Below are 25,290 nucleotides of genomic sequence, written 5' to 3' on the forward strand. Positions count from 1 at the left end.
CTGCCCCAGTCCAGCCCAATTAGCATGGCAACCTTATGCATATTTTCAGATAAGTGATGCAGGCAGCATTATATTTCGGGGAGTTAAGTTACCGCCCGGTGAATAATTAACCAGGAAAAGCCAGTTCAAAAGATGTAAGTGTTTGTAAGGTACGCCATTCTGACAAGGGCGGAACTCATACCCTGAGCCAGATAAAAAAGCCCGGTTATCAGCAAAGTCAGCAGAACACCGCCAGCCAGACAGTGGTCTCATCCGGCGCAGTAGAGGCTACTTTATGCTTCTGATGGGCGGGAATATTGATATAGTCTCCCTCCCCCAGGGTCACGACCCTGCCGTCTTCAAACTCAAGCACGCCTTTGCCCCGAAGCACCATCACCCATTCGTTTTCCTCCTGACAGTACCAGCCGGTTTCCGGCGAGCTGTGACCATGAGAAAGAATGCGTTCGATACGCACACCATTGTGGCTGACGAGATCTTCAAACAGCTCTTCCGGCAGACTGGCGGGGATATTGTCAAAAATATTACTCATTTTTAATCTCTTTGATGGATACGGTGAACAGTAGTTATGGTTAAAATAGCGCAACTCTTTTCAGCCAGGAACCGTTATGTCTGTCACTCCCATCGCCATTCGTTTAACCCGCGGCAGCGACCTGAAGTCCGCGCTTGCGGAGCTGGTCAGCAAACACCAGATCAAAGCAGGCAGTATTGCCTCCTGTGCAGGCTGTCTTTCTGTGATCAATATCCGGCTGGCCAATGCCGGGCACACGCTTAAGCGGGAAGAACCTTTTGAGATAGTGTCGCTGATGGGTACCCTGACACCTGACCACCAGCATGTCCATATTTCTGCGGCAGACAGCACTGGCAGGGTATGGGGCGGGCATCTGCTGGAAGGCTGCACAGTGGCAACCACCGCAGAGCTGATTGTGCACCGCTATGATGCGATGCACTTTGAACGGGAGTTTGACGCGGACACCGGTTATACCGAGCTGGTGATACGCTGACTTCAGCCTGATTTAATGACCTTCAAAGTGGCCAAGGCGGGCCTCTCTTTTTGAGCGATCCCAGTCCGATTTAAGCAGCCGCTGGGCACAGCGCTCGATGCGCACGAGCTCGCGGTTAAGGTTGTCGTACTGGCGGGTTTCAAACTGGAGGATCACCCGGCGCATGGCGCGGATTAACTTGGTATCATAGCTGTCGATCAGCTCATTGGGATTGAGCCGAAGCCGCACTCTCACCCGGACTTCATTAAGGGCTTTAACGTGCTCTGCAAACAGCGCGTCAGACTCAGCAGGTGGCTTGTTGTGTACGCTGTAATAATGCTCAGAGGCCAGCGCGCAGAACAGCGCCACCTCCTCGCGAAATGCCTGCCGCCAGCGCCCACGCTCGTGGATCAGGTTAGCCAGCATCAGGCGCTGACGCACCAGGCGACTGACAATAAAACCGGTCACCACAATGACCACCAGCACGCCGGCCATAATCCACAGCTCCTGGGCCAACATAAACCATTCGCTCATAACTCCCCCCAACAGCATTAAGCTCATGGTTTAAGTATATGACATATCAGGGAGTTAACCTGGTTTGATTGGCTCCGGGCTGACTGCCCAAGGCTGACTGCCCAAGGCTGGTGACCCCGGGCAGGTTGCCCGGGACTGGTTAGTTAATGTGGATTACCACATCAGATCATCAGGTACCACGAACTCTGCATACGGGTCGTCTTCTGCCAGTGCTTCTTCAGAAGAAGAGTTGTTCTCGATGATGGTCTCTTCGTCGCGCGCGGCAATCTTGTACGCCACAGATGACGGGATCACAGCGTAGCCGTCCTCTATGCGGGCGACAGACAGCACGCCTTTACTCAGCTGGTCACGCACCTCAGAAGTCACATAGATGCCCTTAACAAGGGTGCCGTCGGTAAAGTTGTACTTGATGTCACCGTTCTTAAGATCGATGCGGTTCATCTCAATCAGCTGCTTCACCTGAGCTTTGAGCTCTTTGCTCAGCTTTTCTGCTTCACGCTGTTTGTTCAGCTCAATATCGCGCTGGCGCTGCGCTTCTTTGTTCTCTTCAACGGCCTGTTTGGCTTCACGGGCCTGAACACGTGATTTCTTGGAGCCTTTTTTGGCTTTCTTCAGTTTCTTTTCATTCACCAGGCCAGCTTTCAGCAGCTGTTCCTGCAGGCTTAGTTTTGACATTTTCTATCCGGTTGTAATTGGGTTAGCGTTTGCGGGATGGCGCTAAGTCTACCATAAAGCAGATAAATTACGCCCGGGCCGAATCCCGTAAAAACGGACAAAACCGTATCCCGGCACACTCCCTGACGGTGGTCTGTCTGGTTTGTTTTGACGCACAAGAGCAAAAACTCCCCGCCTCTGTCGCAGCAATAATAATCTGCTGCTATTTCTTTTTATCATCTCATTACATTCTGCAGACTTTGCGGTAGGCTATGCAATTAGCTCACATTGCAACCAATTGAACAGTTGATGCGCTGAACAGTGGACGTGAGCTGACAGTCCGGCTTATCACCTTTTCCTCACTCTTTCGCACCCACCGTCACCCGATAAGCCGGGCAAAATAATGATAAGAAAACGAAAGGATTTATATGTTTAAGAAGTTTGAAAGCTTTACCCGGGCCTTCCCCGGGGAAGAGCCTCAGCAACCCCCCAAAGGGATACTGGCGTTCTGTCGTCACTATACCCGCGGCTTTGAAAAGCCGCTGCTGGTGATGGCACTGCTGAGTACTACGGTGGCGATCATCGAAGTGTCCCTGTTCGGATTTATGGGCCAGCTGGTGGACTGGCTGGCACAGAGCAATCCGGACACCTTCTGGCAGGACAACCGCAGCACGCTTATCGGTGTGGGTATTTTGCTGCTGGTCGTGATGCCCATACTCGTCACGGTTTACTCACTGGTGGTGCATCAGTCGCTGCTGGGTAACTACCCGATGTCTATCCGCTGGCTGGCGCACCGTTACCTGCTCAAGCAGAGCGTTTCCTTCTATCAGGACGACTTCGCCGGACGCGTGGCGACCAAGGTGATGCAGACCTCGCTGGCGGTACGGGAAACCGTAATGAAGACCTTTGACGTTTTTGTTTACGTTTCGGTGTACTTTACCTCCATGCTGGTGATCCTGGCTCAGGCGGATATCCGGCTGATGATCCCTATGGTCGCCTGGCTGGCCGCCTACGTGGGCATTCAGGTCTACTTTGTGCCTAAGCTGAAAAAGGTCGCCTCTGAGCAGGCCGACGCCCGCTCAACCATGACCGGCCGTATCGTCGACAGCTACACCAACATCACCACGGTGAAGCTGTTTGCCCACAGCCAGCGTGAACTGGAGTACGCCGAAGAAGGGATGGAAGAGTTCCTCGATACGGTCAAACGTCAGATGCGTCTGGTGACAGGCTTTGATGTGTGCGTTGAAATCGCCAACTACGTGCTGGTGTTCTCTGTCGCGGCGATCTCCATCTACCTCTGGTCGGTCAGCGCTATCACCATCGGTGCTATCGCGATCGCCATCAGTCTGGCGCTGCGTATCAACGGCATGTCAATGTGGATCATGTGGGAAGTCGGCGCCCTGTTTGAAAACATGGGTACCGTGGTCGACGGAATAGAGACCCTCTCCAAACCGGTGGCTATCCAGGACAAAAAAGACGCCAAGCCGATTGAAGTTACCCGGGGTGGTATCGAGTTTAATAACGTCAGCTTCCACTACGGTGAGAAAGATAAAGGGGTACTCAGCCACCTGAATCTCAATATCAAACCGGGTGAGAAAGTGGGCCTGGTCGGCCGCTCCGGTGCGGGAAAATCGACCCTGGTGAACCTGCTGCTGCGCTTCCACGATGTGGAAGAGGGCGCGATCCTGATAGATGGTCAGAACATCTCTGACGTCACCCAGGACTCGCTGCGCGGCGCTATCGGCATGGTGACCCAGGATACCTCACTGCTGCACCGCTCGATCCGTGACAATATCCTCTACGGCAATCCGGACGCCGGTGAAGATGCTCTGCTGCGGGCAACAAAGCAGGCGCACGCCCATGAGTTTATCGAATCCCTGACCGACCCGCACGGCAACGGCGGTTATGACGCTCAGGTCGGTGAGCGTGGCGTGAAACTCTCCGGCGGCCAGCGCCAGCGTATTGCTATCTCGCGGGTACTGCTGAAAGACGCGCCGCTGCTGGTGCTCGATGAAGCAACCTCAGCGCTCGACTCGGAAGTGGAAGCGGCGATTCAGGAGAGTCTCAATGAGCTGATGCAGGGCAAGACGGTGATCGCCATCGCTCACCGCCTGTCGACCATCGCGGCGATGGACCGGCTGATCGTGCTTGACCAGGGACAGGTTGTGGAACAGGGCACCCACCAGCAACTGGTACAAAGCGGCGGGATCTACTCCCAGCTGTGGGCCCACCAGACCGGTGGTTTTATCGGCGAAGACATTACCAACGGCGCGGCGTAAACCGCACCGGATACAACAAGGGGCTCATACGAGCCCCTTTATTTGTTCTGCTTCTGTTCTGCTGCTCTACTTCTGCTGCAGCGCTTCCCGGTCTGCTTTCCTCAGCCCGGAAACCACCAGCTTATAGGAACCTTCCATCAACCCACTCAGCATCGTTTCATCAAGCTCGCCATCGAGCGAGATAGTGACCCAGTGCTTTTTGTTCATATAGTAACCCGGGATCACTGAATCAAACTCTTCGATCAGGGTTTCCACTTCGGCTGGTGGGGCTTTCAGGGTGACCCGTGCCGGCTCATCGAGCTGAGAGACCAGGGCATACATTTTACCCATCACTTTAAACACTTTCGCTTCCGGTCCGAACGGGAAACTGGCCTCCGCGCCGTTAAACAGACCGAGCGCCGCTTCTGCTTTGTCTTTATCCATAACTGTTCATCCTTTGAGCAACAGAGACAGCTTAACAGGTCTGCTCATCAGCGCAGCATTCATCCTGCAGAAATCCGATCACCTGCTCAAGCTGCTCATAGCAGGCCACACAAAACAGGGTCCGCCCTTCCCTGCGCTGAGTCAGCAAACCCGCCGATGCCAGACTGGAGATATGGTGAGACAGAGTGGAGCCCGGGATCGCCAGCTGCTCCTGAATCCCACCAACCGCAATACCCTGGTGGCCCGCTTTCACCACCACTTTAAAAATAGCCAGCCGGGTCGGATGGCCCAGTTCTTTCAATGCTTTAGCAACGATTTCTATATCCACCGATACACACCTGGTTTTATTCGAAATTTATCGAAATATAGCAGCTCAGCGCAGAAAATGCAGCCCTGCGTTCCTTCCTCCTCCCCAGCCTGGCTTTGAAAATTTTTTTCTTTAAAAATCATCGCGATCACTTTTATTTCGATATTTATCGAAATATTTCCCTTGACCATTTTCACCTCATTTCTATAATTCTCGAAATATAGAAGTTATCCAATACCGGAGTTTTTATGAATCAAGAGTTGCTCAACATGGGTCGCGAGGCCCTGGATATGTTTGTCTTTCTGGCGGCCGAACTGACGGTGCTGTTTCTGGTAATCAGTTATCTGGTGGGGGTACTGCAAAGCTACCTGACCCCGGAGAAGATCCAGTCGATCCTGAGTTCACAAAACGGACGCGGCTATGTGATCGCAGCGCTGCTGGGCTCGATCACCCCGTTCTGCTCCTGCTCCACTATCCCTTTCCTCAAAGGACTTTTAAGGGCGAGAGCCGGGTTTGGGCCTATGCTGGTGTTTTTGTTCGCCAGCCCGCTGCTGAACCCGGTGATCATTGGTCTGTTTGTGGTGACCTTTGGCTGGCAGGTGGCGCTGTTCTATTTTGGTATCGCCATGACTGTATCTGTCGTGGCAGGCTACGTGCTTGAACAGCTTGGCTTTGAGCGTTATGTAAAAGAAGAGGCCTATCAGGACGCAGGGTCATCAGCCTGCTCTGCGACCAGCTGCGCTCCGGCAAAACCGGCAGCCAGCCAGTGCTGCACCACGGCAAAGCCGGAACCACAAAGCAGCTGCTCAGCGGCTGACAAGGATTCAGCGGCAGAACAACCGGCCAGCGTAAACTGCTGCTCATCAGATGGTACCGCTGCGATGACACTGACCAAAAGCGAACCAAACCGCTGGGTCACTATCTGGCACAGTACCTGGAAAGATTTTAAGCAGGTTCTGCCCTACCTGATGCTCGGCATCGCTATTGGTTCGTTTATCTACGGCTTTATCCCGACTGAGCTTATCAGCCAGTACGCAGGCGCTGATAAGTGGTATGCGATCCCATTGGCCGCGGTGATCGGTATTCCGCTCTATATCCGCGCAGAAGCAGTGATCCCGCTCAGTGCCGCGCTGGTACAAAAAGGTATGGCGCTGGGCTCGGTGATGGCGCTGATCATCGGCAGTGCCGGGGCGAGTCTGACCGAAGTGATCCTGCTGAAATCGCTGTTTAAGACGCCAATGATCGCAGCGTTTCTCAGTGTGATACTGGGCATGGCGGTCAGTGCGGGCTGGCTTTACACCCTGCTGTTCTGAGAATAACTGTCCTGATGATAAAAAAGCGCCGGCCACTGAGGCCGGCGCTTTTTTATGAAGATAACCGCTAAACCGGAAGTACCCGGTTACGTCCCAGACGTTTGGCTTCGTAGAGCTGGATGTCTGAACGGTCCACGAGATCATGCGGGGTTTCCCCCGGCTGATACTCAGCCACACCGAATGAAGCGGTGACAGATTTCACCATCTTGCCGCTGCGTTTATCACGAATGGTCAGTTTTTCCAGGCTGGTACGCACTGATTCAGCAAAACGAATCGCGCTGCGCAGTGCTTTAGCCGGAACGATGTAAGCGAACTCTTCACCACCGAAACGATAAGCAGCGATACCATCACGGCAGGAGGTCTGCAGACGTTTGGCAATCGACTTAATCACCATATCGCCAAACAGGTGGCCGTACTGGTCGTTGTAAGATTTGAAGTGATCGATGTCGAGCAGTATTACACAGAACTGCTCACCCGCGCTGCAGTAAGCTTCGATATCTTTATCAAAGGCGCGGCGGTTCATCAGGCTGGAGAGGCCGTCAAACAGCGAATCCTGCTGTACTTTAGCCAGCTGATCTTTGAGCTGTTCGATCTCGCTGCTGGCGACATTGAGCTGATTGTTGAGAAACTGAGTGGTATGGCGGATGTCTTTGGACTCCACCAGCAGATCCCGCACGAGCCCCATGACTTCATCAAACGAAAGGCCTTCATCTTCCATCCGTTCAAGGCTGCTGAAACTCTTATCAATCTGGGTCTGAAAAGCACTGGTGTTGTTCAGGGTGTCGGACATCGAGTGAGAAACTTCACTCAAAAGACGCTCCAGACTCTGGCGCATGTGCGCCACATCGGTCTCTGTCTTTTGCGCCACGTACGTGCGGTACAGAGCCTGACTCTGGGCAGACGGACACACCCCATACTGATCAATGACCTCTTCCAGATCCCGGTTGAGCTCCGGCAGGGTGTTGTCGACGTAAGTATACCAAAGCGCGTAATTACTCGGCGTTGTCGGAACCTGATTCTTGATCATCAGAGGAACCGCCTTACGCAAATTTTCCGTAGCCTTCTGAAATTCTTCTTTTTTACTCATTTATTTTCTCAAACGTTCAGCGATGGACGCGGCTATCTTTAAAAATAGCTGAAATTTCCCTGCGATGAGACATCAATCGCAGCAAATTTTACTGACATTCCCATTCTAAAATCAATCGATGCCAAGTTCGACCAAAAATTAGAGATTTACAGTGTAAATATTGCGCGGCTCACCCTCTGTAGCTCAGGTAACATCCTGCGCCGGCCCTGAGCTGATACAAACCGCAATGAGCCAGAAACGAAAGAGCTTGTCTCTGCTACTGGTGTCCCGGATAAAAATGGTGAACCGGACCGTGGCCATTGCCGACCTGCAGCTCATCGGCGTGTGTGAGTGCCAGGGTGAGATAGGATTTTGCCATCGCCACCGCATCAGCAAGCGCCCTGCCCTTTGCAAGATATGAAGCAATGGCAGCAGACAGGGTACAGCCAGTGCCGTGGGTATTGCGGGTCACGACTCTTTGCGCCGAAAAGCGCCGGGTTTCACCGTCCTGAAGCAGCAGATCACAGCTGTCCGCTTCGTTCTCCAGGTGCCCGCCCTTAAGCAGGATGGCACCACAATCCAGGACGCGCAGCGCGGTCAGCATCGCTTCCATCTGCGCCTGATTTTGAGGAATGGGCAGCCTTGTCAGTACCGCGCTCTCAGGCAGGTTGGGCGTGATCAGGTCAGCCAGTGGCAACAGATGCTGTTTGAGTGAGTCCACTGCCCCACTCTCAAGCAGCAGATCGCCGCTGGTGGCCACCATCACAGGATCCACTACTACAAAATCCGGCTGGTACTGACGAATTTTGTCCGCCACCACCCGAATGATTTCCGCGTCTGCCAGCATGCCCACTTTCACCGCTTTTACGTTGAGATCGCCAAACACCGCATCGAGCTGATGAGCCACATGAAGCGCAGGAATGGGAAAAACGGCGCTGACGCCAAGGGTATTCTGGGCGGTTATCGCGGTGATTACCGAGCAGGCATAACCGCCAGTGGCAGAGATGGCCTTGATATCGGCCTGGATACCGGCGCCGCCACCGCTGTCTGAGCCGGCAATGGTCAGGACGACTGGAGTAACAATGGAAGTTGGATGAGTCATATACGCTCCTGTAAAGGACGTACAGGAACCGGCGCCCACGGCCTGGAGGCACCGGTGCGCAAGATAGTTCCCTACGTCAGTGTTAACTGAATCAGGTTCTGCGGGTCCCGCAATGCGATCTCAGCCTGCACAATGCAGGCACCCCGACTATTTCGCAGCTCAGTTTACACTTAGCGGCTGGCTTTGGCACGTACCGCTTTAATGAGCACCGAGGTATCCATGCGCCCTTCTCCCTGTGCAGAAAGGGCTTTGTAATCTTCAATGGTGGTTTCGGTGACCGGAAGACTCAGGCCCTGACGCCTGGCTTCGTCCAGGCAAAAGCCGAGGTCTTTGATCATCCAGTCGATGGCAAAGCCAAAATCAAACTCATTATTAGCCATGGTTTCAGCTCGGTTTTCCATCTGCCATGAACCGGCCGCGCCATTTTTAAGGCAGGCCACCAGCGCAGGAATATCCAGACCGGCTTTTTCCGCCAGCAGCAGGCCTTCAGAAAGCCCGTTAAGAATGCCGCCAATACAGATCTGATTGACCATTTTGGCACGCTGCCCCTGCCCTGCTTTACCCATCAGTACCGCAGAGCGGCCATAAGCATCAAACACCGGCTTAAGCTCATCAAACAGCGCCTGATCTCCGCCGCACATAATCGTAAGCACGCCGTTTTCTGCGCCAGCCTGGCCTCCGGATACCGGTGCATCCATAAAGCGCACCCCGGCCTTCTCTGCGGCCTCTGAGAGCTCTTCTGCCAGCAATGCAGAGGTCGTGGTATGGTCGACCAGAACCGACCCCGCTTTCATCGCAGAGAGCGCGCCTGAGTCCGGGTTGGTCATCTGGCGCACGTCATCATCGTTGCCCACGCAGGTCAGCACCACGTCCGCCTCTTTAACACATTCGGCCACGCTGGTGGCCATCTGCCCACCATACTGCGCAGCCCAGCGCTCCGCTTTTTCAGTGGTGCGGTTAAATACCGTCACTTCAAATCCGGCTTTTTGCAGGTGACCGGCCATCGGATAGCCCATCACCCCAAGTCCGATAAAACTGACTTTCATAAACTTCTCCCTGTTCTCTGTTGTTCTTATAGGTATAAAAAAACCGGGCCATATCAAGCCCGGTTTTTCAATTCAGCAATTACAGCTCAGCGTTGTGGTAAACCTGCTGAACATCATCACAGTCATCCAGAAGATCCAGGAATTTCTGGAACTTCTCAGCGTCGTCGCCGGTTACCGGAGTGTGGTTCTGAGGAACGAAAGTGATCTCTTCCACGTCCAGGGTTACGTCCGGCATCTGGCTGTTCAGAGCAGTTTTCGCTTTGAAGAACTCAGTGTGCGGAGCGAATACGGTCATTACACCGTCTTCCAGCTCGATGTCAGTCACGTCTACGTCTTCCATCATCAGCATTTCCAGTACGGCTTCTTCGTCGTCGCCTTTAAACTGGAATACTGCCTGGTGGTCAAACATGTGCGAAACCGCACCCGGGCTGCCGATTTTCGCGCCGGTCTTCACAAAGCACTGGCGAACATCCTGGAAAGTACGGTTGCCGTTGTCAGTCAGACAGTCAACGATAACGCTCGCGCCACCCGGGCCAAAACCTTCGTAGCGTGCTGGCTGGTAGTCTTCGCCGCCGCCGCCGGTCGCTTTGTCCAGCGCTTTGTCGATTACGTGAGCCGGTACCTGGTCTTTCTTCGCTTTTGCGATCAGGTGTTTCAGAGACAGGTTAGTATCCGGGTCTGCACCGCCGTTCTTGGCTGCTACATAAATCTCTTTGCCATATTTGGAATAAACTTTAATTTTTGCGCCTTGGGTTTTCGCCATAGAGGCTTTGCGCACTTCAAAACTTCTTCCCATCGGGATGTTCTCTCTGCTTCAGTTAACGCGAATCATGACACGGCCGGGCCCGCTTTTCTTTGCCCGCCGAGGGTGATCAGGCTACGCCCATCACCTGCTTATATTTTTGTACCGACTGCTCAAACCACGCCCGGTGTGTGTCGTCAATCAGCGTAGCCAGGTGATCGGAAAGTACTTCCGGACCGGCCTGAGCCTGCTTGATCTTCCACACCAAAAACGATGCCTGCTTATCGATCTCGATACGAAGCTTCTCTTCGGCGGGCAAAAGCGACAGGTTAAATGACATGGCTGTGTCTCAATCGGTGAATATCAGGCGGGAGAATATACCATAGTGAGACGGTTTTGGGGAATGCCTGGCAGGCGGGCTGTGAGATTGGCGGAATATGGCCGCAAAAGCGGTGAAAAAAACGTGCCCGGCAAAGCCAGGCACGCCACTTAACGGAGATCAGAACACTTCGTTGACGTGGAAATAGAAAGTTCCGCCATGCTCACCCCAGCCGATATCAGCGCGGATGTTCACTTTGTCTTTGATTTTCAGCCGGAAACCGGTACCGGCGCTGGTGACGGTCTTATCCCACAGGCCGGAAACGTCTTCCGCCACGGTACCCGCCGCGCCCCAGAACACCATACCAACGCGCCAGTATACCGGCAGACGGTACTCGACCTGGCCCATCATCATCTGGTTATCCCGGTAGCGGCCCTGCATGTAGCCACGCATCATGTCCTTACCACCCAGATCCGGCAGCTGGTTCCATGGCACCTTACCTGAGGTCAGGTTTGCCTGCACCTGCCACGCCAGCAGACCCGGCACCGGCGCCAGTGAATAATACTGAGAGGCCTTAAAATCGTATTTGCCAAAGTTCTCTGAGTTAGTCGTATCACGGTAGTAACCCAGGTCGGCCTGCAGCAGGGTACCTTCGGAAGCATTGGTGACATTGTCACGGCTATCGTATGCATTAGAGACAAACAGGCCATAACTGGTGTTACCGGTCAGCTCTGAGGCATATTTGCCCGCCGCCTGAACATCATATTCAATCTTGTCCGGGCTAACCGATTTGACGTTACCACCGATCCCAACAAAGTAATCCCCGCTGACCCGTGTCAGCCAGGTCGGTCTGATGTCGGCGACCTTCTCTTTGAAATCGACCCGGTTGTCGTCCTGCTGGCCATTGGCCCAGCCGCGCCCGTAATACACCGCTGCATCGTCAAACACCTTGATGTCGGTGAAAATGCGGTTATCGCCACCGTTGTAGAAATGCTTGTTACTGAAGGTGATCCCCATGGATCCGTTGGTCGAGATATAAGGGTTGATCACCATCGAAGACGGCTGGCCAGCCCCCTGCTCCGGATCCCCGTACAGGCCCACATACAGCATGCCCACGCCCAGCCCCTGCTCAGGGGTGTAGAACACCGCGGGAATGTAGCTGGAGTTAAGCCCCTGCTGTTTGTCGTACTCCTGCTCGGCCCCAATTACGCCAAGCACGCCGTCAAGCGTATCGGTGGTGGTGTTGGGCGTGGCTTCAATCAGCGGCGTAACTTCCGCTGCATGCACGAATGGAGAAACCACCAGCGAAGCGGCCAGCAGGTACCGGATTACAGATCGTTCAGGTTGCATAGTCTTTTGGCAAAAGGTCAGGGATCAGAGTGTCGGAATTATAATCCAAAATAATCAGAAGATTACAGATTTGTTCAAATCGCTGAGGAGGAATGACCAGTCAGGCCAAACATGGAAAGTAAGTGGTAGCCGGGGGAAATTTTCGCGCAACGCGCCTCTCCCCCAGAGATTGGCGGATAATTCAGGTGTGCCTTCTGCAGCTGGCACACTCTGCATCGTTGATGAGCCCGCGTTGAAAGCGGAGCTCCTGATGATCAGTGGTCGAGCAGACCCAGCTCTTCGGCTTCTTCAATGGTCAAACCGCTCTCACGGATCTCCCTTAAAGCCTCGATACGGCGTCGTGCTGCTGCACATCTCATTCTTTTGCTGGTTGGCTTGGGCGTGGCTTCATCCTTGAGGTCCCACTTGTCAGCCATACGAGCCATTTCATCATGGTCAATAGAATTAATGGACATATACACCTCCGAAAAACCATGTACTCGGGACACCTGTCTTGTAGCAAAGCCCGCATCGGGTTGTTAAGAAAAACTGTGCCGGAATGTGAGCTAACTAATAATTCCATCATCAAACGGGAAAAACGGCTGAATAATGCTGGTACAGCGTGAATATTGCGATTAAATTTAGCGGAATACCCTGCATAAAATCAGTGTGACCGGGCTCTCACAGCCACAGCAGCCTGACCTTTCCCCATATAATCCAGTATAGCCTTCAGATTTTCCCGCTGCCCGCCCGTATGAGCTGATTTGTAAGCTGGCGATTTTTCAACCAAACTTAAGATAATCCCATCAACGCAGGACGCAGCTATGCTCAACCTGGATCAATGGCAAAGCCAGATCACCTACTGGTATCAGAACCGGAACGATGATCAAGTGGAAGAGCTGATCCCCCTGATCATGCATCCGCCGGTCACCCTCTGGGGACCGGAAGCTTCCCCCAAACAGGGCAAGGCACTGGCATGCTGGCTGGACGGCTGTATGCGTGTCTACCAGTACTACATTACTCAGGGTCAGGAGATGACCGCCTACCAGTATCTCAACTTTGCCTACGCCAAAATGCAGGCACTGGCGAGCGATGCCATGGCAGACCGGGAACTGAAACTGTGGGCGATGGAGAGGCTGGAACATTTAATCGTGGTACTGCTGGAGCACTGCAGCCGTTGTCACTGGCTCAGCGAATGTGAAAACCAGGTGGAAGGGCATATTCACTTTATGGCAGCGCAGCACAACATCGATCTGGAAGACAACCGGAACGATGATCAGGGTGCATCCATGTGATCCGAAAGCATGATCATGGTGATGATCATTGTTTCTGCGGGGAAGAAATCCTGAATTTCAGGCAAAAAAAGGGCGGGCTATCCAACCCGCCTAAATTTCATTATTCATGAATGAACAATATGAGCCATCTATTAATTCATTGAAATGACAGGGCTAACTCTCATTTCGTGAACCACTTTAGCAACCGGTTGGCCCGGTTTTGTCAGGGCTTTGTCAACTTGAGTGGTTTTTATGCAAAGTTACGGTCAAATCAATACGAGAGCCCGGCCCATTAGTGATTTTTATATCAGCCGCCAGCCGCCACTTCGTCGAGAACCCGCATCACCGACTCATCGATATGACCTTCGAACACCTGCTTGCAGACTTTCCGCCGCACCGCCAGGCCACCGATCAGTTTCTCTATCGACAAATGACGGTTATCGCCACCGGCATGGAACAGCTCGATGGTCTTGCTCAGGGTTTCATACGGGATCACTTCCTGACCCACTTTCAGCCAGTCGAGCTTCTCTATGAGCTCCTGACACTCATCCATGATCGCCTGGTGTGGATGCCCGGTCATTGCCGAAAGAGCCGTTACAGAGCGTTCCAGAGCCTCTGGTGAGGTATATTTGGAAAGGGTGATGGTCAGCTCGTCCGCATTGATCTCTACCAGGTGCTTACGCTGCTTCACCCGGCGTCCGAGACGGCCCTTGCCTTTACCCGGATTACGCTGGATCGGCTCAAACTCACCATCGATGACCCCGGCCAGTTCTTCCAGCCTCTGGCTCGATACCATCTCGTTGCGCAGCGGGTTAGGCAGGGTTGGTGCCATATTGCGTTTACCGGCGTTTGTGGTACGGGCACGGGAGTAGCGCAGCACCTCTTCCACGTCACACTTGATGTCGATCAGGTAGTCATTCAGCTTGCCTTTGGTCTCCTGGGCCGTCACCGTCAGATGGTAACCCCACAGATTAACGACAAACATCTCATCGTCGCCCTTGCCTTCCGACAAACGGCGCAGTTCGCGGATCAGATCCATCGAGAAGCGACGCCACTCGATATTGCGGGCCAGTTTCTGGTTCAGTTCACTGAGCAGCATGCTGTCGGTAAAACGGCGTGACATCCGGCTCCGGAAGAACGAATAGAGCTGGAACACCAGGGTGTGCTGACGCAGGATCTCAGGCGGGAACAGGAAGAAATAATCCCGGGTCAGCAGCTCTTCGTAGAACGATGGCTCCCACACCAGGATGTAGAGGTTCGGTTTTATGCGAATTTCGCCCGCAGCGGTCTCTGAAGGGGCCTCTTCCGATGCAGTTATGGTGCGGGCCAGAAAACGGAAACGATCGCTCTTGAAGCCTTCTGGCATGTTCTCGCTCATCCAGCGGCCGGTCAGTTCGTGCAGCTGGAAATCAGTAAACTCGATCCTGTCGATGCTCTCGCGGATCGAATCACGGGCCGGACCACTGTCTTTCTTGCCGCGCAGGGCCAGAATATCCGTGATATACAGCGGCGTTTTGTTCGGGATCTGTTTGGCGTTGAGCTGATACTCCTCCTGATGGTGCTCGTGATACTGCACCGTCAGGGTGAACAGGGCGAACAGGGTCATCAGATCGTCGACTGTCATGATATTCTTTGAAGATCGTGTTTCGATCACTGCCCGGCTGCCGGAGATCGACACCATGGATTTCTGATAGCTTTTGCGGGTGCGCGGCGGTGCCAGCGCCTGATCGATGATCCCGGCCCAGTTGGTTGGCGATACCACAAACTGTTCAGACTCATCACGCATGGTTGGCGGTGTATTCAGGCCGTGTTCGTTAAGCAGGCGGCGGTTTACCTGATTTTGTGCCAGTGCTTTGGAACGCTTCTGTTTTTCGTTCTGGCGGCTGGACTCGGTTTTCAGGCTGGTGGCCCCAAGCGCGGTGATCAGCTGGCTGGGATTAATAAACTCATGCAACATGGTTTTACCGGCCAGCCCTTCTTCAAAGCGTACCGGGTGTTGTCTGAACAATCCGATACCCACAGCAGCACGCAAACGCTGCTGGATCGCGGCACGGGTCAGTCTGCGATCCGTTGCTTCAACGAGATCCGTGGTTGAAACATAACCGTCTTTGCTGGACATGCCCTGAAGTGAGATCAGGTTCAGCAGTTCAAGAATGCTTTTGGTAACACCTTTAAAGTGTTGATATTGTTCGATCCAATCGACAATTTGTTCGTTAACGGCAAACAAATGGCCATCTTTATGACCTCGTGGGGCTTTAATCAGGATCTTTTCTTCACTGCTCATTCTTGACTGGTCCGTAGTGCTCTGGCCGTAATTTCGTTATTGTTCCCGAAGATTAAAGAAAAAAGATCAAGAAATAAAGAAAAAAAAATCGCTTTTTTTAAACTGATCTTTTTGATTTAACTGATCTATATTGATTAAGTGATCATATGATCTGGGCGTTTTGTTGCTCGTAACTCACTGTAATAAAACAATAAAAAAAAATCCCTTCTGAAAGCATGATCATGACTCACCTGAAACGATGATCATTGTCCGACTGAAAGCATGATCAAATCTGACCGAAACTATGATCAAAACCGGATCGAACCGATGATCATCTGAGATCAGAAAGCATGATCACCACACCTTCACACCTTATCCACAAGGGCTGGCAAAGAATACGGGGCGGATCCGGATAAACTGCGGTAAGCATGATCAAGAGAGGGGACCATTTCCATCGTTTCCTGATGAGTTTTCCACAGATCAGCAGTTCAAAAACACAAATAACCGCGCCGCAGGTATGACAGTTCTGTGACGAAAGCATGATCATGGCCGTAAATTTTGCTTCCGGCCGTCTTCATGCATCCGTTTACTTACTGTTTACATACCGGTTTGGCCCGTCAGGCCCCGTCTGTCTTACATTGGCCGTAATTCGGAGAGTTTTTTTCATGCTTCCGGGACGGGAGTGATACTTGATCATCGATCCGCCTCCGGATCCGTCATTCCGGGATCGAAACAGAGCAGTGATTATCCGTTTTAGTCCTTGATCATTTTTCCGTAACCCCTGAATCTGCCCGTAACGATGATCAAGGCGCTCATCCTTGATCATTGTTCCCGATACCACGATTTACGGCGGGTTCTGAATGCAAATGACGCTGGCCGTAATTTATCGCAGTAAAGATATGGTTCCGGTAAAGCATTTTACGGTGGGAGTGTGAAACGGATCGGGAATTCATCAAATGGCATCTTAAACGGTCATTTTACACTGTAAATGCGTGACGCCGTAACACTTAAAATCTGACAGAGTTTGCGGCGCTTTTTACACGACAAAACGACAGTGTTTTGTACGCTTTTTCAGCAAATGGATAGATTCTTGTTATTTTAATGTGAGTTAACTCAAAAATGCCTGTTCACCTTTTTGTTGATGTAGTAGGGTATTGCTGTACAATGCGATTAGGCACTTGTTTGGATATAAAAAAATGAAAAGAGACAAAACCATACAGAACTTAGTTCGCCTGGCTGAACAGACTCAGCAGGTTCAGGCGGACCGGATTGAAATTGTTCTTGAAGAGCGAAGTGATGATCACTTCCCGCCGATGTCCAAAGCCATGATGGAAACCCGCAGCGGTTTGACCCGGCGTAAGCTTGATGATGCGATCGGTAAAATGGAGGCAGCAGGCCACCAGTTTACCAAGAACAATGCCAACCACTATTCCATTTCACTGGCTGAAGCTCACATGTTGATGGACGCAGCCGGAGTGCCAAAATTCCACGAACGTAAAAACAGTGCCGGCAACAAGCCATGGATTATTAACGTTCAGAACCAGAAGGGTGGTACCGGCAAGTCGATGACGGCGGTACACCTGGCCGCGTGCCTGGCCCTGAACCTGGACAAGCGCTACCGTATCTGTCTGATTGACCTTGACCCACAGGGCTCACTGCGCCTGTTTTTGAATCCTCAGATCAGCCTGGCCGATCACGATAACATCTATTCTGCTGTCGACGTGATGCTGGAGAACGTGCCGGAAGGAACCACCATCGACCGTGAGTTCCTGAAGAAAAACGTACTGCTTCCAACCCAGTATCCGAACCTGCAGACCATTTCGGCATTCCCTGAAGACGCGATGTTTAACGCAGAAGCCTGGCAGTATCTGTCACAGAATCAGTCACTGGATATCGTTCGTCTGCTTAAAGAAAACCTGATCGACAAGATTGCCGATGATTTCGATATCATCATGATCGATACCGGCCCGCACGTTGACCCGCTGGTATGGAACGCGATGTTTGCTTCAAACGCACTGCTGATCCCATGTGCGGCCAAGCGCCTTGACTGGGCTTCAACGGTTAACTTCTTCCAGCACCTGCCAACCGTGTATGAGATGTTCCCGGAAGACTGGAAAGGACTGGAGTTTGTGCGTCTGATGCCAACCATGTTTGAAGACGATAACAAGAAGCAGGTGTCCGTTCTGACTGAAATGAACTATCTTCTCAATGACCAGGTGATGATGGCGACCATTCCCCGCAGCCGGGCATTTGAAACCTGTGCCGATACCTACAGCACGGTGTTTGACCTGACGGTCGGGGATTTTGAAGGGGGCAAGAAAACCCTTCTGACCGCGCAGGATGCGGTACAAAAAAGCGCGCTGGAACTGGAGCGGGTACTACACAGCCACTGGGCATCAATGAATCAGGAGTCGTAATTCATGGCAATCAAAACTTCAGAACTCAACGCGAAACTGTTTGGTAAAACCAACAAGCGCCGGGTGAGCTCACCGCAGGAAGCACAGACCGCAGCCAAAGATAAGGCGCAGGTGATTGAGCTGGCTGTGGCTGGTAAAGAGACGGTTGCCTTTGAACTGATGCGCGTTCCGGCGGCAGAAGTAGCTGAGCAAACCTGCGTATTCGCGGAAAACTCCCGTGAGCAGTCATTCCTGAACCCGCATGCGTTGTCTGATATTCTGGTTACGCTGAAAGAGCGTGGTCAGCAGTACCCGGCGGTTGGCCGCCGTACTGAAGATGGCAAAATCGAAGTACTGGACGGCAGTCGTCGTCGTATGTCGTGTATTCTGGCGGAGCAGGACTTCCTGGTTTACGTGGCGGACAACATCAACACCGAACACGCCAAGTTCCTGTCTGATGTGGCGAACGCGCACAAACCTCTGTCTCTGTATGAGCGCGGCCGTGAAATGCAGGCCAAACTCGACAGCGGTGAAGCGGCGGATCAGAAAGCGCTGGCACAGATGTTCCAGTGCAGTGAAGCTCTGGTCAGTGGCGCTCTTAAGGCGGCCGCACTGCCACTGGAGCTGCTGCAGGCATACCCGAACGTGAGCGAACTGGGTCGTCCGACGATTGTTAAGCTGCACAAGCATTTCTGTGCTCTTTCTGAAGAGCATAAGAAAGAGCTGCTGGAGAAGTGTCATTCAGAGCAGGGCTCGCTGTGGCAGAAGAGTGCCAGCCAGGGCGTGGCGCGCATCACCAAAGATGTGACCGAGCAGCTGGAAAACTGGATCGCAGAGCTGATGCCGGCACCGGCAAAAGAGAAAGCGAAGAAGGTGGAACTGGTAAAAGGCCGGGTAAGTTACACCCGTAAAGGCAGTGCTATGTCGCTGAATCTGAAAAAACTTGACGATCAGCTGGCAGAGGAAATCCTGGAATTTCTTTCTCAGAAACTGGGCTAAGCCAAATCTGAAATTTCAAACCGCACTCAGGTGCGGTTTTTTTACGCCTGATCCCCGGGAAAGGAAAGAATGATTAGATAAAGCCGGGCCCAGGGTTTATCATTTTTGACAACGACTCCGATAAATTACCAGCTATGCATCTCGACTATCTTCTTAAACTGACTCAGGTTGCTCAGACAAGTTTTCACCGTTTTGGCGTCTGCCTTCAGGGGCCGGACGAATGGGCTCACTCTCTTATCCGGAACTACTGTCAGGCGCAGGGCTGCAGCGCGGCGGTGAAACTCGGTGGGGAGCCGGTTGAAGGTGTGGCTCACTATCCTGCCAAAGCCGGTACCCGACTATTGGGTCAGGAAGCAGACTGTCTGATTGTCGATTTGGCAGAAGGGCTGGATGCCAACAGTCTCACCGCAGCAAGCGGTATTCTGACCGGCGGTCATCTGCTGTTTATCCTTGGCAGCGACAAACCTGTTCAAACTCCGGCGGACAACTGGATGAGTGCCGCCTGGCAACAGTTAGTGTTTTTAACACCGGACTGCGTGCCGGACGCTTTGCCAGTGGCCGGGCAGCAGGACCAGGCAGAAGCGGATTTCAGTCAGCAGCAGGCAGCGGTGGATGATATTTTGCAGGTTCTGAACGGTCACCGAAAACGGCCGCTGGTGCTGACAGCTGACCGGGGGCGGGGTAAAAGCAGCGCACTTGGGCTGGCGGCAGGCAAAATTCTGGCTTCGCGTAAAGCGCGGATCCTGGTTTGCGCACCGGCAGTGAAGTCGGTTACGCCGCTGTTTCGTCACGCGGCTGAATCTCTCGGGCAGGCGTTTCATGCTTCTGAGCTGCATACCGATAATGGCTGGCTGCGCTTTATCGCGCCTGATCAGCTGCTGCGTGAAAATCCGGAGTGCGATTTACTGTTGGTCGATGAAGCATCTGCGCTGCCCGTCCCCATGCTTAAACGCCTGATTGGCTGCTATCACCGTATGGTGATGTCGGGAACGGTTTATGGTTATGAAGGCTGTGGCCGTGGTTTTACGCTCAAGTTTTTGCCCTGGCTGACTGCGAAGCGGCCGGGCACCCGTTTCCGCCATCTGGAGCAGCCGGTTCGCTGGTCGGCAGGTGATCCGCTGGAAGCCTGGCTGTTTGATACCTTCTTACTGAACTGCGATCTGGACGAAGCTGCGCTGCCGGATGCCAGACCCTGTCTTGAAAAAGTGCCGGCTTCGGAGCTGTCCCGGCAACCGCAGTTATTACGGCGCGTGTTTGCGCTGCTGGTCAACGCCCATTATCAGACCAGTCCGTCAGATTTGATTCAGCTTTTGGCCGATCCGGAAACAGAGCTGTATGTCGCCAGACAGGATGATACCTGTATCGGGGTGATATCGGTGGTGAACGAAGGCGGGCTTGAGCAGCACATGATTGACGCCATTGCCGTTGGAAAACGCAGACCCAAAGGTCAGCTTGTCCCGGTTACTATGGTGAATCAGCTGGGTATGGATGAATTTGCCCGCCTGCGCTGTAAACGCATTATGCGCATCGCCGTTCATCCTGACATGCAGGGCAGGGGAGCCGGGCTGAGTATGCTTAATCAGCTTCGGGCAGAAGTTCAGAATGATGACTGTTATCTGGCGACCAGTTTTGGCGCAACAGATGAACTGCTTGGCTTCTGGAGTCAGGCCGGTTATCAGGCTGTGCGGGTGGGCAGCAGCCGTGATCAGGCCAGTGGCTGTCACTCGGTTGTAATGATTCATGCTGATGGGAATGAGGCTCAGGCGCTGCTTGATCAGGCGCGCCTGACCGGCTGGGAAAACCTGCTGGTGAATCTGGCCGGTGCCGGAGCTCTCTCTCAGCTTGAACCTGCTCTTGTGATTCAGCTGTTGTCGATGGGGCGTTATCAGGATTACATGACAGAACTCAATCCGGGTCATCTTCGCCGGCTGGAACGCTTCGTGCTCGGAGGCGGCAGTCAGGACTCAGTATCGGATGCTGCGGTTCGTCTGCTTTTGAATCTGCTCAGTAACAGTGTGGTGGAGCCTGCGCAGGCGGCGTTGCTTTGCGCCTGTTTTATTCAGCGATGGCCGGTATCACAACTTGTGCATGAGTTTGAATTGTCCGGGAAAAAACAGGCCGCCGCGTTAATCCGCCAGGATTTACAGGTTCTGCTGGCGCAATTTACAGTGTAAATCGCAACGCACGGTTTTCTGAGTAACCTGTATGGCCGGGTCGATTTACACTGTAAATTGGCCTGGCCAGGTTGGCCAGCCCCGGTTGAGCCGGAAGAAATATTCCCGACTGAACTTGAGCCACAGACAGAAGATAATATCCCTGCTTACTATAAGCTTTTCATTTCCCGTCCTTTTCTTAATCCCCTTTGAACCGCTTCAGTGATGAGCTCGCCTCTCCTGACTTCTCTGTACAGCTCAGTTCTTCATCCATATCTTTCCACTGTCATATTTGCCAATCCCGGAAAGCCTCCTACACTCAATGATGATGTCAGTATAAAAATAGCTAGGTTTATCAGGTTCTAAACATGCAATGTCTTCTCGATGAGTCACTGGAAATCAGCAACGTACTACCCGCTAAAAACGAATACCAGCGCTGGCTGGACAGTAACGATACGCTGATTATTGATGCTTCTCCGGTCACCCGGCTGGACGCGGCTGGTTTACAGGTTCTCGCTGCTCTGTTTATCAGTGCCCGGCAAACAAATACTGACATCCAACTTATCAATGTGCCCGAAGCGATGGCGCAGGCGATCGCTGTGCTGGATCTGACCAGCCTGTTTGAAGGATAAACATTTGTGAGGAACACACCATGACAAAAATTCTTGCTGTTGACGACTCTGTTTCCATTCGTCAGATGGTCAGTCACACCCTGCGTGACGCCGGTTATGAAGTTGAAACTGCCAACGATGGCAGTGACGCGTTGCGAAAAGCCAATATGACCAAATTTGATGTGGTGATTTCAGATGTGAATATGCCGGTGATGGGGGGCTTTGATCTTGTCCGGGCAATTCGCGGGAATCCGCAATATAAGTTTATTCCGATCCTGATGCTGACCACAGAAACCAGCATGGAGAAAAAACAGGAAGGGAAAAAGGCCGGGGCAACGGGGTGGCTGGTTAAGCCGTTTAATCCTGAGACACTGCTCAAAACGCTTAAACGCGTTATCTGAGTACGCCTTTCCATAATAACAAGAAAGGAAGTGCTATGGCTTTGGACATGAATCAGCTTCGAAAGATGTTCTATGAAGAGTGCCGTGAGAACCTCGAAGTACTGGAAACTGAACTGCTGGAGATTGACCCTGCGCAGGTTGAACTCGAAACCATCAATACCATTTTCCGCGCAGCCCATTCGATTAAGGGTGGCGCGGCAACGTTTAATCTGCTCGCCATCAGTGAGTTCACCCATTCTGTAGAAGCCTATCTGGATGAGGTGCGCAACAGTCAGAAAAATCTGACCGCGCACAGCATCGATATCCTGCTTAAATCCTGTGACTGCATCAAAGAGACGCTCGAAGGTTACGAGCAGGGCGAAGAAGAGCCGGCGAGCGAACTTCGCGGGGTGATCACCACCGAATTGCAGCAGTTACTTATGGATGACGCAGAGCCGGAGCTGGTCACGGATGATGCCGCAGCAGAGTTGACTGAACCGGAAGAAGAGGATGCACGCCCCTGGCAAATTCAGTTTACCCCGCATCAGGACCTGTTTTTCAGCGGAAATGACCCGTTGCGCATTCTGGCTGAGATCCGCGAGATTGACCCTGAGGTCGTCATTCATTGTGACGTGACCAAACTGCCGGTGCTTTCTGAGCTGGAGGCAGAGCTCTGCTATTTGAGCTGGCGGCTTGAGGTGTCCGGCGGCATTGAGAAACACCTTCTGGAGGAAGTGTTTGAGTGGGTCGAAGATCAGTGTGACCTGAGTATCGGCAAAGCGGAGCCTGAGCCGGTCTCAGCTCCTGATTTGGTTTTACCTTCAGAGCCAGCGTCACCCGATGCAGCCGGTCTGGCTGAACCTGAGCCGTCAAAGCCGGAGACACCTGCAGCAGATAACAAATCATCGCCGGGTAAAGTCGCCAAAGCTGATTCCAGCGTCAGCTCTATCCGGGTGGATATCGATAAGGTGGACAGCCTGATAAACCTGGTCGGTGAGCTGGTGATCACTCAGTCGATGCTGACCGAAATCGGTAACGACTTCAGTGCCGATAAACTGGAGAAGCTCCGCGCCGGGCTGGATCAGTTGCTTCAGAACAGTAAAGACCTGCAGGAGAACGTGCTCAATATCCGTATGTTGCCAATGAGCTTCGCGTTCAGCCGTTTTCCGCGTCTGGTGCGTGACCTGTCCGGCCGCCTTGGCAAGCAGGTGGATTTGCGTATCAGCGGAGAAAATACTGAGCTGGATAAAACCGTGCTGGAGCGGATTGTGGACCCGTTGGTGCACCTGGTGCGTAATGGTATTGATCACGGCCTCGAACTGCCTCAGGAGCGCCTGGAAAACGGCAAACCGGACACCGGGGTGATAGAGCTCAATGCCTACCATCAGGGCGGTTCGATCATCATCGAAGTGAAAGACGACGGAGCTGGTATCGACTGTGAGCGCCTGTGGCAAAAAGCCAAAGACAAAAACGTGCTGCCGCCCGATGCCCGCCGGGAGGAGATGACGGACAAGCAGGTGCTCAACCTGATATTTGCGCCGGGTTTCTCTACTGCAGAAGAGGTCTCGGATATTTCCGGCCGCGGTGTGGGTATGGATGTGGTACGGCGAAACATAGAAGAGCTCGGCGGCCATATTGAAGTGGAATCGGCGCTGGGTGAAGGCAGCACCTTCACCATCAGCCTGCCGCTGACACTGGCGATACTGGACGGTCAGTTAGTTCGGGTTGCCGGGCAGGTCTATGTCATTCCGCTGCTGACCATTGTCGAGTCGCTGGAGATCGAGCCGGAGCACGTCAAGCTCGCTTCCGGCGGGATCGAGCTTTACCGGCTGCGGGAAGAAAATATTCCGCTGCTGCGGCTGCATGAAGAGTTTCAGGTTGGCCGCAGTGGCGATCTTGAAGGCCAGATCCTTTGTCTGGTAGAAGCTGCCGGTAACCGGGTCGGGCTGGTGATAGATCAACTGCTCGATCAGCAGCAGGTGGTGATCAAGAGCCTGGAATCGAACTACAGCAAAGTGGCCGGGATCTCTGGTGCGACCATTCTCGGCGATGGCTCGGTATCACTGATTTTGGATATTCAGGGGCTGGTGACGGCGTTCTTGCGTCGCCAGACAGACAACAACGGCGGCGCTGCGGCGTAAGGGGTGCAGATGGATCCGGTTATGGCAGATGGCAACAGTACAGACAATCAGATCAGCGCCAATGCGGATTATCTCAGCTTCAGTCTGAAGAATGAGTTATACGGTGTGGAAATTGGTGATGTGGAAGAGATCAGGGTCTGGGAGCATCCGACTCCCATCCCGCGCGCTCCGGATTTCGTTAAAGGCGTCATCAACCTGCGCGGCATGATAGTACCGGTCATCGACTTAAGGGCGCGCTTTGAAGTGGGCGAGTGCAGCTATCTTCCCACCACGGTTGTGCTGGTGCTGCGTTACCGTTTTGACGAGAAAGAACGCCTGATGGGACTGGTGGTAGACGCGGTGGCCGATGTGGTCAGCCAGGGTGACCAGTCGATCACCCCCCCGGTTGGGGAGACCCTGGTGACTCCGTTTACCCATGGATTGCTGAATGTGGATGAGCAGGTGATGTCCCTGCTCAGCACTGAGGCGCTTCTCAACATGGACTCAATATTAAAAGGATGAGGTAAGCATGGCAGCGAATGAGTATCTGAGCTTCATTCTGGAAGGCGAGGAGTATGGTGTACCGATTTTGGATGTGCGGGAGGTGCGCGGCTGGACACCGGTCCGGGCGGTGCCGAACACGCCGGATTATCTGAAAGGACTGCTGGAAATACGCGGTGAGTACGTGCCCATTGTGGATCTGAGGCTGCGCTTTGATCTGCCAGCGGCAGAAATCAATACCACAACTGTGGTGGTGGTTCTCAATGACAGCCAGGGCGAGCCACTTGGGATCATCGTGGATGCCGTTTCTGAAGTGTACGCCCTCAGTGGTGATGACATACGCCAGGCACCGAATATGTCGCGTACCCTGGATGATAACTATGTGGTGGGCATCGCCCCGGCCGGGGATGGCCACATCATTCTGATCAACTTAGAAGCTCTGTTCGATACAAAAGAGCTGAAACAACTAACCGAAAGCGAAGCGCTCAGTTAAAGGTGA

General features: G+C 53.0%; 25 protein-coding genes and 1 riboswitch. Of the genes, 12 read left to right on the forward strand and 13 right to left on the reverse strand.

Annotated elements, in window-relative coordinates:
• Nucleotides 1-217: 217 nt before the first annotated feature.
• Nucleotides 218-529, reverse strand: a complete 312-nt coding sequence (locus tag ACVB80_RS08705; protein WP_481080897.1) for a cupin domain-containing protein — start codon at nt 527-529, stop codon at nt 218-220.
• Between the two features lie 76 nt (nt 530-605).
• Here ACVB80_RS08705 and ACVB80_RS08710 point away from each other — a divergent pair, with 76 nt between their 5' ends.
• Nucleotides 606-1,001 carry a PPC domain-containing DNA-binding protein gene (locus tag ACVB80_RS08710; RefSeq protein WP_481080898.1) on the forward strand — a complete coding sequence of 132 codons (396 nt, stop codon included), beginning with the start codon at nt 606-608 and terminating at the stop codon, nt 999-1,001.
• A gap of 12 nt (nt 1,002-1,013) precedes the next feature.
• Here the strand turns inward: ACVB80_RS08710 and ACVB80_RS08715 are convergent, their stop codons facing one another.
• A complete protein-coding gene (locus tag ACVB80_RS08715) occupies nt 1,014-1,514 on the reverse strand; it encodes a hypothetical protein (RefSeq protein WP_481080899.1) in 501 nt (166 codons plus the stop codon).
• Between the two features lie 153 nt (nt 1,515-1,667).
• A complete protein-coding gene (locus ACVB80_RS08720; RefSeq protein WP_481080900.1) occupies nt 1,668-2,189 on the reverse strand; it encodes a DUF2058 domain-containing protein in 522 nt (173 codons plus the stop codon).
• 407 nt (nt 2,190-2,596) lie between these two features.
• Here ACVB80_RS08720 and ACVB80_RS08725 point away from each other — a divergent pair, with 407 nt between their 5' ends.
• Nucleotides 2,597-4,447, forward strand: a complete 1,851-nt coding sequence (locus tag ACVB80_RS08725) for an ABC transporter ATP-binding protein (RefSeq protein ID WP_481080901.1) — start codon at nt 2,597-2,599, stop codon at nt 4,445-4,447.
• Between the two features lie 66 nt (nt 4,448-4,513).
• Here ACVB80_RS08725 and ACVB80_RS08730 read toward each other — a convergent pair whose 3' ends face one another.
• On the reverse strand, nt 4,514-4,870 hold the full coding sequence (locus ACVB80_RS08730) for an MmcQ/YjbR family DNA-binding protein (protein WP_481080902.1): 357 nt from the start codon (nt 4,868-4,870) through the stop codon (nt 4,514-4,516).
• 31 nt (nt 4,871-4,901) lie between these two features.
• On the reverse strand, nt 4,902-5,198 hold the full coding sequence (locus tag ACVB80_RS08735) for an ArsR/SmtB family transcription factor (protein ID WP_481080903.1): 297 nt from the start codon (nt 5,196-5,198) through the stop codon (nt 4,902-4,904).
• A 227-nt stretch (nt 5,199-5,425) separates the two neighbouring features.
• Between ACVB80_RS08735 and ACVB80_RS08740 the strand changes: the two genes are divergently transcribed.
• Nucleotides 5,426-6,490: a permease gene (locus tag ACVB80_RS08740; protein WP_481080904.1), complete on the forward strand. Its 1,065-nt coding sequence runs from the start codon at nt 5,426-5,428 to the stop codon at nt 6,488-6,490.
• Between the two features lie 67 nt (nt 6,491-6,557).
• Here ACVB80_RS08740 and ACVB80_RS08745 read toward each other — a convergent pair whose 3' ends face one another.
• The 7 genes from ACVB80_RS08745 to ACVB80_RS08775 form a co-directional block, all read right to left on the reverse strand.
• The gene (locus ACVB80_RS08745; protein WP_481080905.1) at nt 6,558-7,577 is read right to left on the reverse strand and encodes a GGDEF domain-containing protein; all 1,020 of its coding nucleotides are present in this window, start codon (nt 7,575-7,577) and stop codon (nt 6,558-6,560) included.
• Between the two features lie 256 nt (nt 7,578-7,833).
• Nucleotides 7,834-8,658: a bifunctional hydroxymethylpyrimidine kinase/phosphomethylpyrimidine kinase gene (gene thiD / locus ACVB80_RS08750; protein ID WP_481080906.1), complete on the reverse strand. Its 825-nt coding sequence runs from the start codon at nt 8,656-8,658 to the stop codon at nt 7,834-7,836.
• A gap of 51 nt (nt 8,659-8,709) precedes the next feature.
• Nucleotides 8,710-8,814, reverse strand: a riboswitch (TPP riboswitch).
• Between the two features lie 14 nt (nt 8,815-8,828).
• Complete coding sequence (locus ACVB80_RS08755) at nt 8,829-9,704, reverse strand: NAD(P)-dependent oxidoreductase (protein ID WP_481080907.1); 876 nt, start codon at nt 9,702-9,704, stop codon at nt 8,829-8,831.
• A gap of 79 nt (nt 9,705-9,783) precedes the next feature.
• Nucleotides 9,784-10,500, reverse strand: coding sequence for a YebC/PmpR family DNA-binding transcriptional regulator (locus ACVB80_RS08760; RefSeq protein ID WP_481080908.1), 717 nt, complete (start codon nt 10,498-10,500; stop codon nt 9,784-9,786).
• Nucleotides 10,501-10,576: 76 nt separating this feature from the next.
• Complete coding sequence (locus ACVB80_RS08765) at nt 10,577-10,786, reverse strand: DUF3283 family protein (RefSeq protein ID WP_481080909.1); 210 nt, start codon at nt 10,784-10,786, stop codon at nt 10,577-10,579.
• 159 nt (nt 10,787-10,945) lie between these two features.
• Complete coding sequence (locus ACVB80_RS08770) at nt 10,946-12,115, reverse strand: BamA/TamA family outer membrane protein (RefSeq protein WP_481080910.1); 1,170 nt, start codon at nt 12,113-12,115, stop codon at nt 10,946-10,948.
• Nucleotides 12,116-12,369: 254 nt separating this feature from the next.
• On the reverse strand, nt 12,370-12,570 hold the full coding sequence (locus ACVB80_RS08775; protein ID WP_481080911.1) for a hypothetical protein: 201 nt from the start codon (nt 12,568-12,570) through the stop codon (nt 12,370-12,372).
• 348 nt (nt 12,571-12,918) lie between these two features.
• Here ACVB80_RS08775 and ACVB80_RS08780 point away from each other — a divergent pair, with 348 nt between their 5' ends.
• Nucleotides 12,919-13,389, forward strand: a complete 471-nt coding sequence (locus tag ACVB80_RS08780; RefSeq protein WP_481080912.1) for a transcriptional regulator — start codon at nt 12,919-12,921, stop codon at nt 13,387-13,389.
• 286 nt (nt 13,390-13,675) lie between these two features.
• Here ACVB80_RS08780 and ACVB80_RS08785 read toward each other — a convergent pair whose 3' ends face one another.
• Nucleotides 13,676-15,652, reverse strand: a complete 1,977-nt coding sequence (locus tag ACVB80_RS08785; RefSeq protein WP_481080913.1) for a replication initiator protein RctB domain-containing protein — start codon at nt 15,650-15,652, stop codon at nt 13,676-13,678.
• Nucleotides 15,653-16,827: 1,175 nt separating this feature from the next.
• Here ACVB80_RS08785 and ACVB80_RS08790 point away from each other — a divergent pair.
• The 8 genes from ACVB80_RS08790 to ACVB80_RS08825 all read left to right on the forward strand — a co-directional run bounded on the left by ACVB80_RS08790 (nt 16,828) and on the right by ACVB80_RS08825 (nt 25,284).
• The gene (locus tag ACVB80_RS08790; protein ID WP_481080914.1) at nt 16,828-18,048 is read left to right on the forward strand and encodes an AAA family ATPase; all 1,221 of its coding nucleotides are present in this window, start codon (nt 16,828-16,830) and stop codon (nt 18,046-18,048) included.
• A 3-nt stretch (nt 18,049-18,051) separates the two neighbouring features.
• Complete coding sequence (locus tag ACVB80_RS08795; RefSeq protein ID WP_481080915.1) at nt 18,052-19,026, forward strand: ParB/RepB/Spo0J family partition protein; 975 nt, start codon at nt 18,052-18,054, stop codon at nt 19,024-19,026.
• Between the two features lie 134 nt (nt 19,027-19,160).
• A complete protein-coding gene (locus tag ACVB80_RS08800) occupies nt 19,161-21,200 on the forward strand; it encodes a GNAT family N-acetyltransferase (RefSeq protein WP_481080916.1) in 2,040 nt (679 codons plus the stop codon).
• A gap of 347 nt (nt 21,201-21,547) precedes the next feature.
• Nucleotides 21,548-21,811 carry an STAS domain-containing protein gene (locus ACVB80_RS08805; RefSeq protein ID WP_481080917.1) on the forward strand — a complete coding sequence of 88 codons (264 nt, stop codon included), beginning with the start codon at nt 21,548-21,550 and terminating at the stop codon, nt 21,809-21,811.
• A gap of 20 nt (nt 21,812-21,831) precedes the next feature.
• Nucleotides 21,832-22,191, forward strand: a complete 360-nt coding sequence (locus tag ACVB80_RS08810) for a response regulator (protein ID WP_481080918.1) — start codon at nt 21,832-21,834, stop codon at nt 22,189-22,191.
• Between the two features lie 35 nt (nt 22,192-22,226).
• Nucleotides 22,227-24,311: a chemotaxis protein CheA gene (locus ACVB80_RS08815; RefSeq protein ID WP_481080919.1), complete on the forward strand. Its 2,085-nt coding sequence runs from the start codon at nt 22,227-22,229 to the stop codon at nt 24,309-24,311.
• A gap of 9 nt (nt 24,312-24,320) precedes the next feature.
• Nucleotides 24,321-24,812 (forward strand): chemotaxis protein CheW, encoded by a 492-nt coding sequence (locus ACVB80_RS08820; protein WP_481080920.1) that lies wholly within the window; start codon nt 24,321-24,323, stop codon nt 24,810-24,812.
• Between the two features lie 7 nt (nt 24,813-24,819).
• Nucleotides 24,820-25,284: a chemotaxis protein CheW gene (locus ACVB80_RS08825; RefSeq protein WP_481080921.1), complete on the forward strand. Its 465-nt coding sequence runs from the start codon at nt 24,820-24,822 to the stop codon at nt 25,282-25,284.
• The last annotated feature ends 6 nt before the right edge of the window (nt 25,285-25,290 follow it).

Source organism: Vibrio sp. 9-16B-A1 (genome assembly GCF_056726165.1).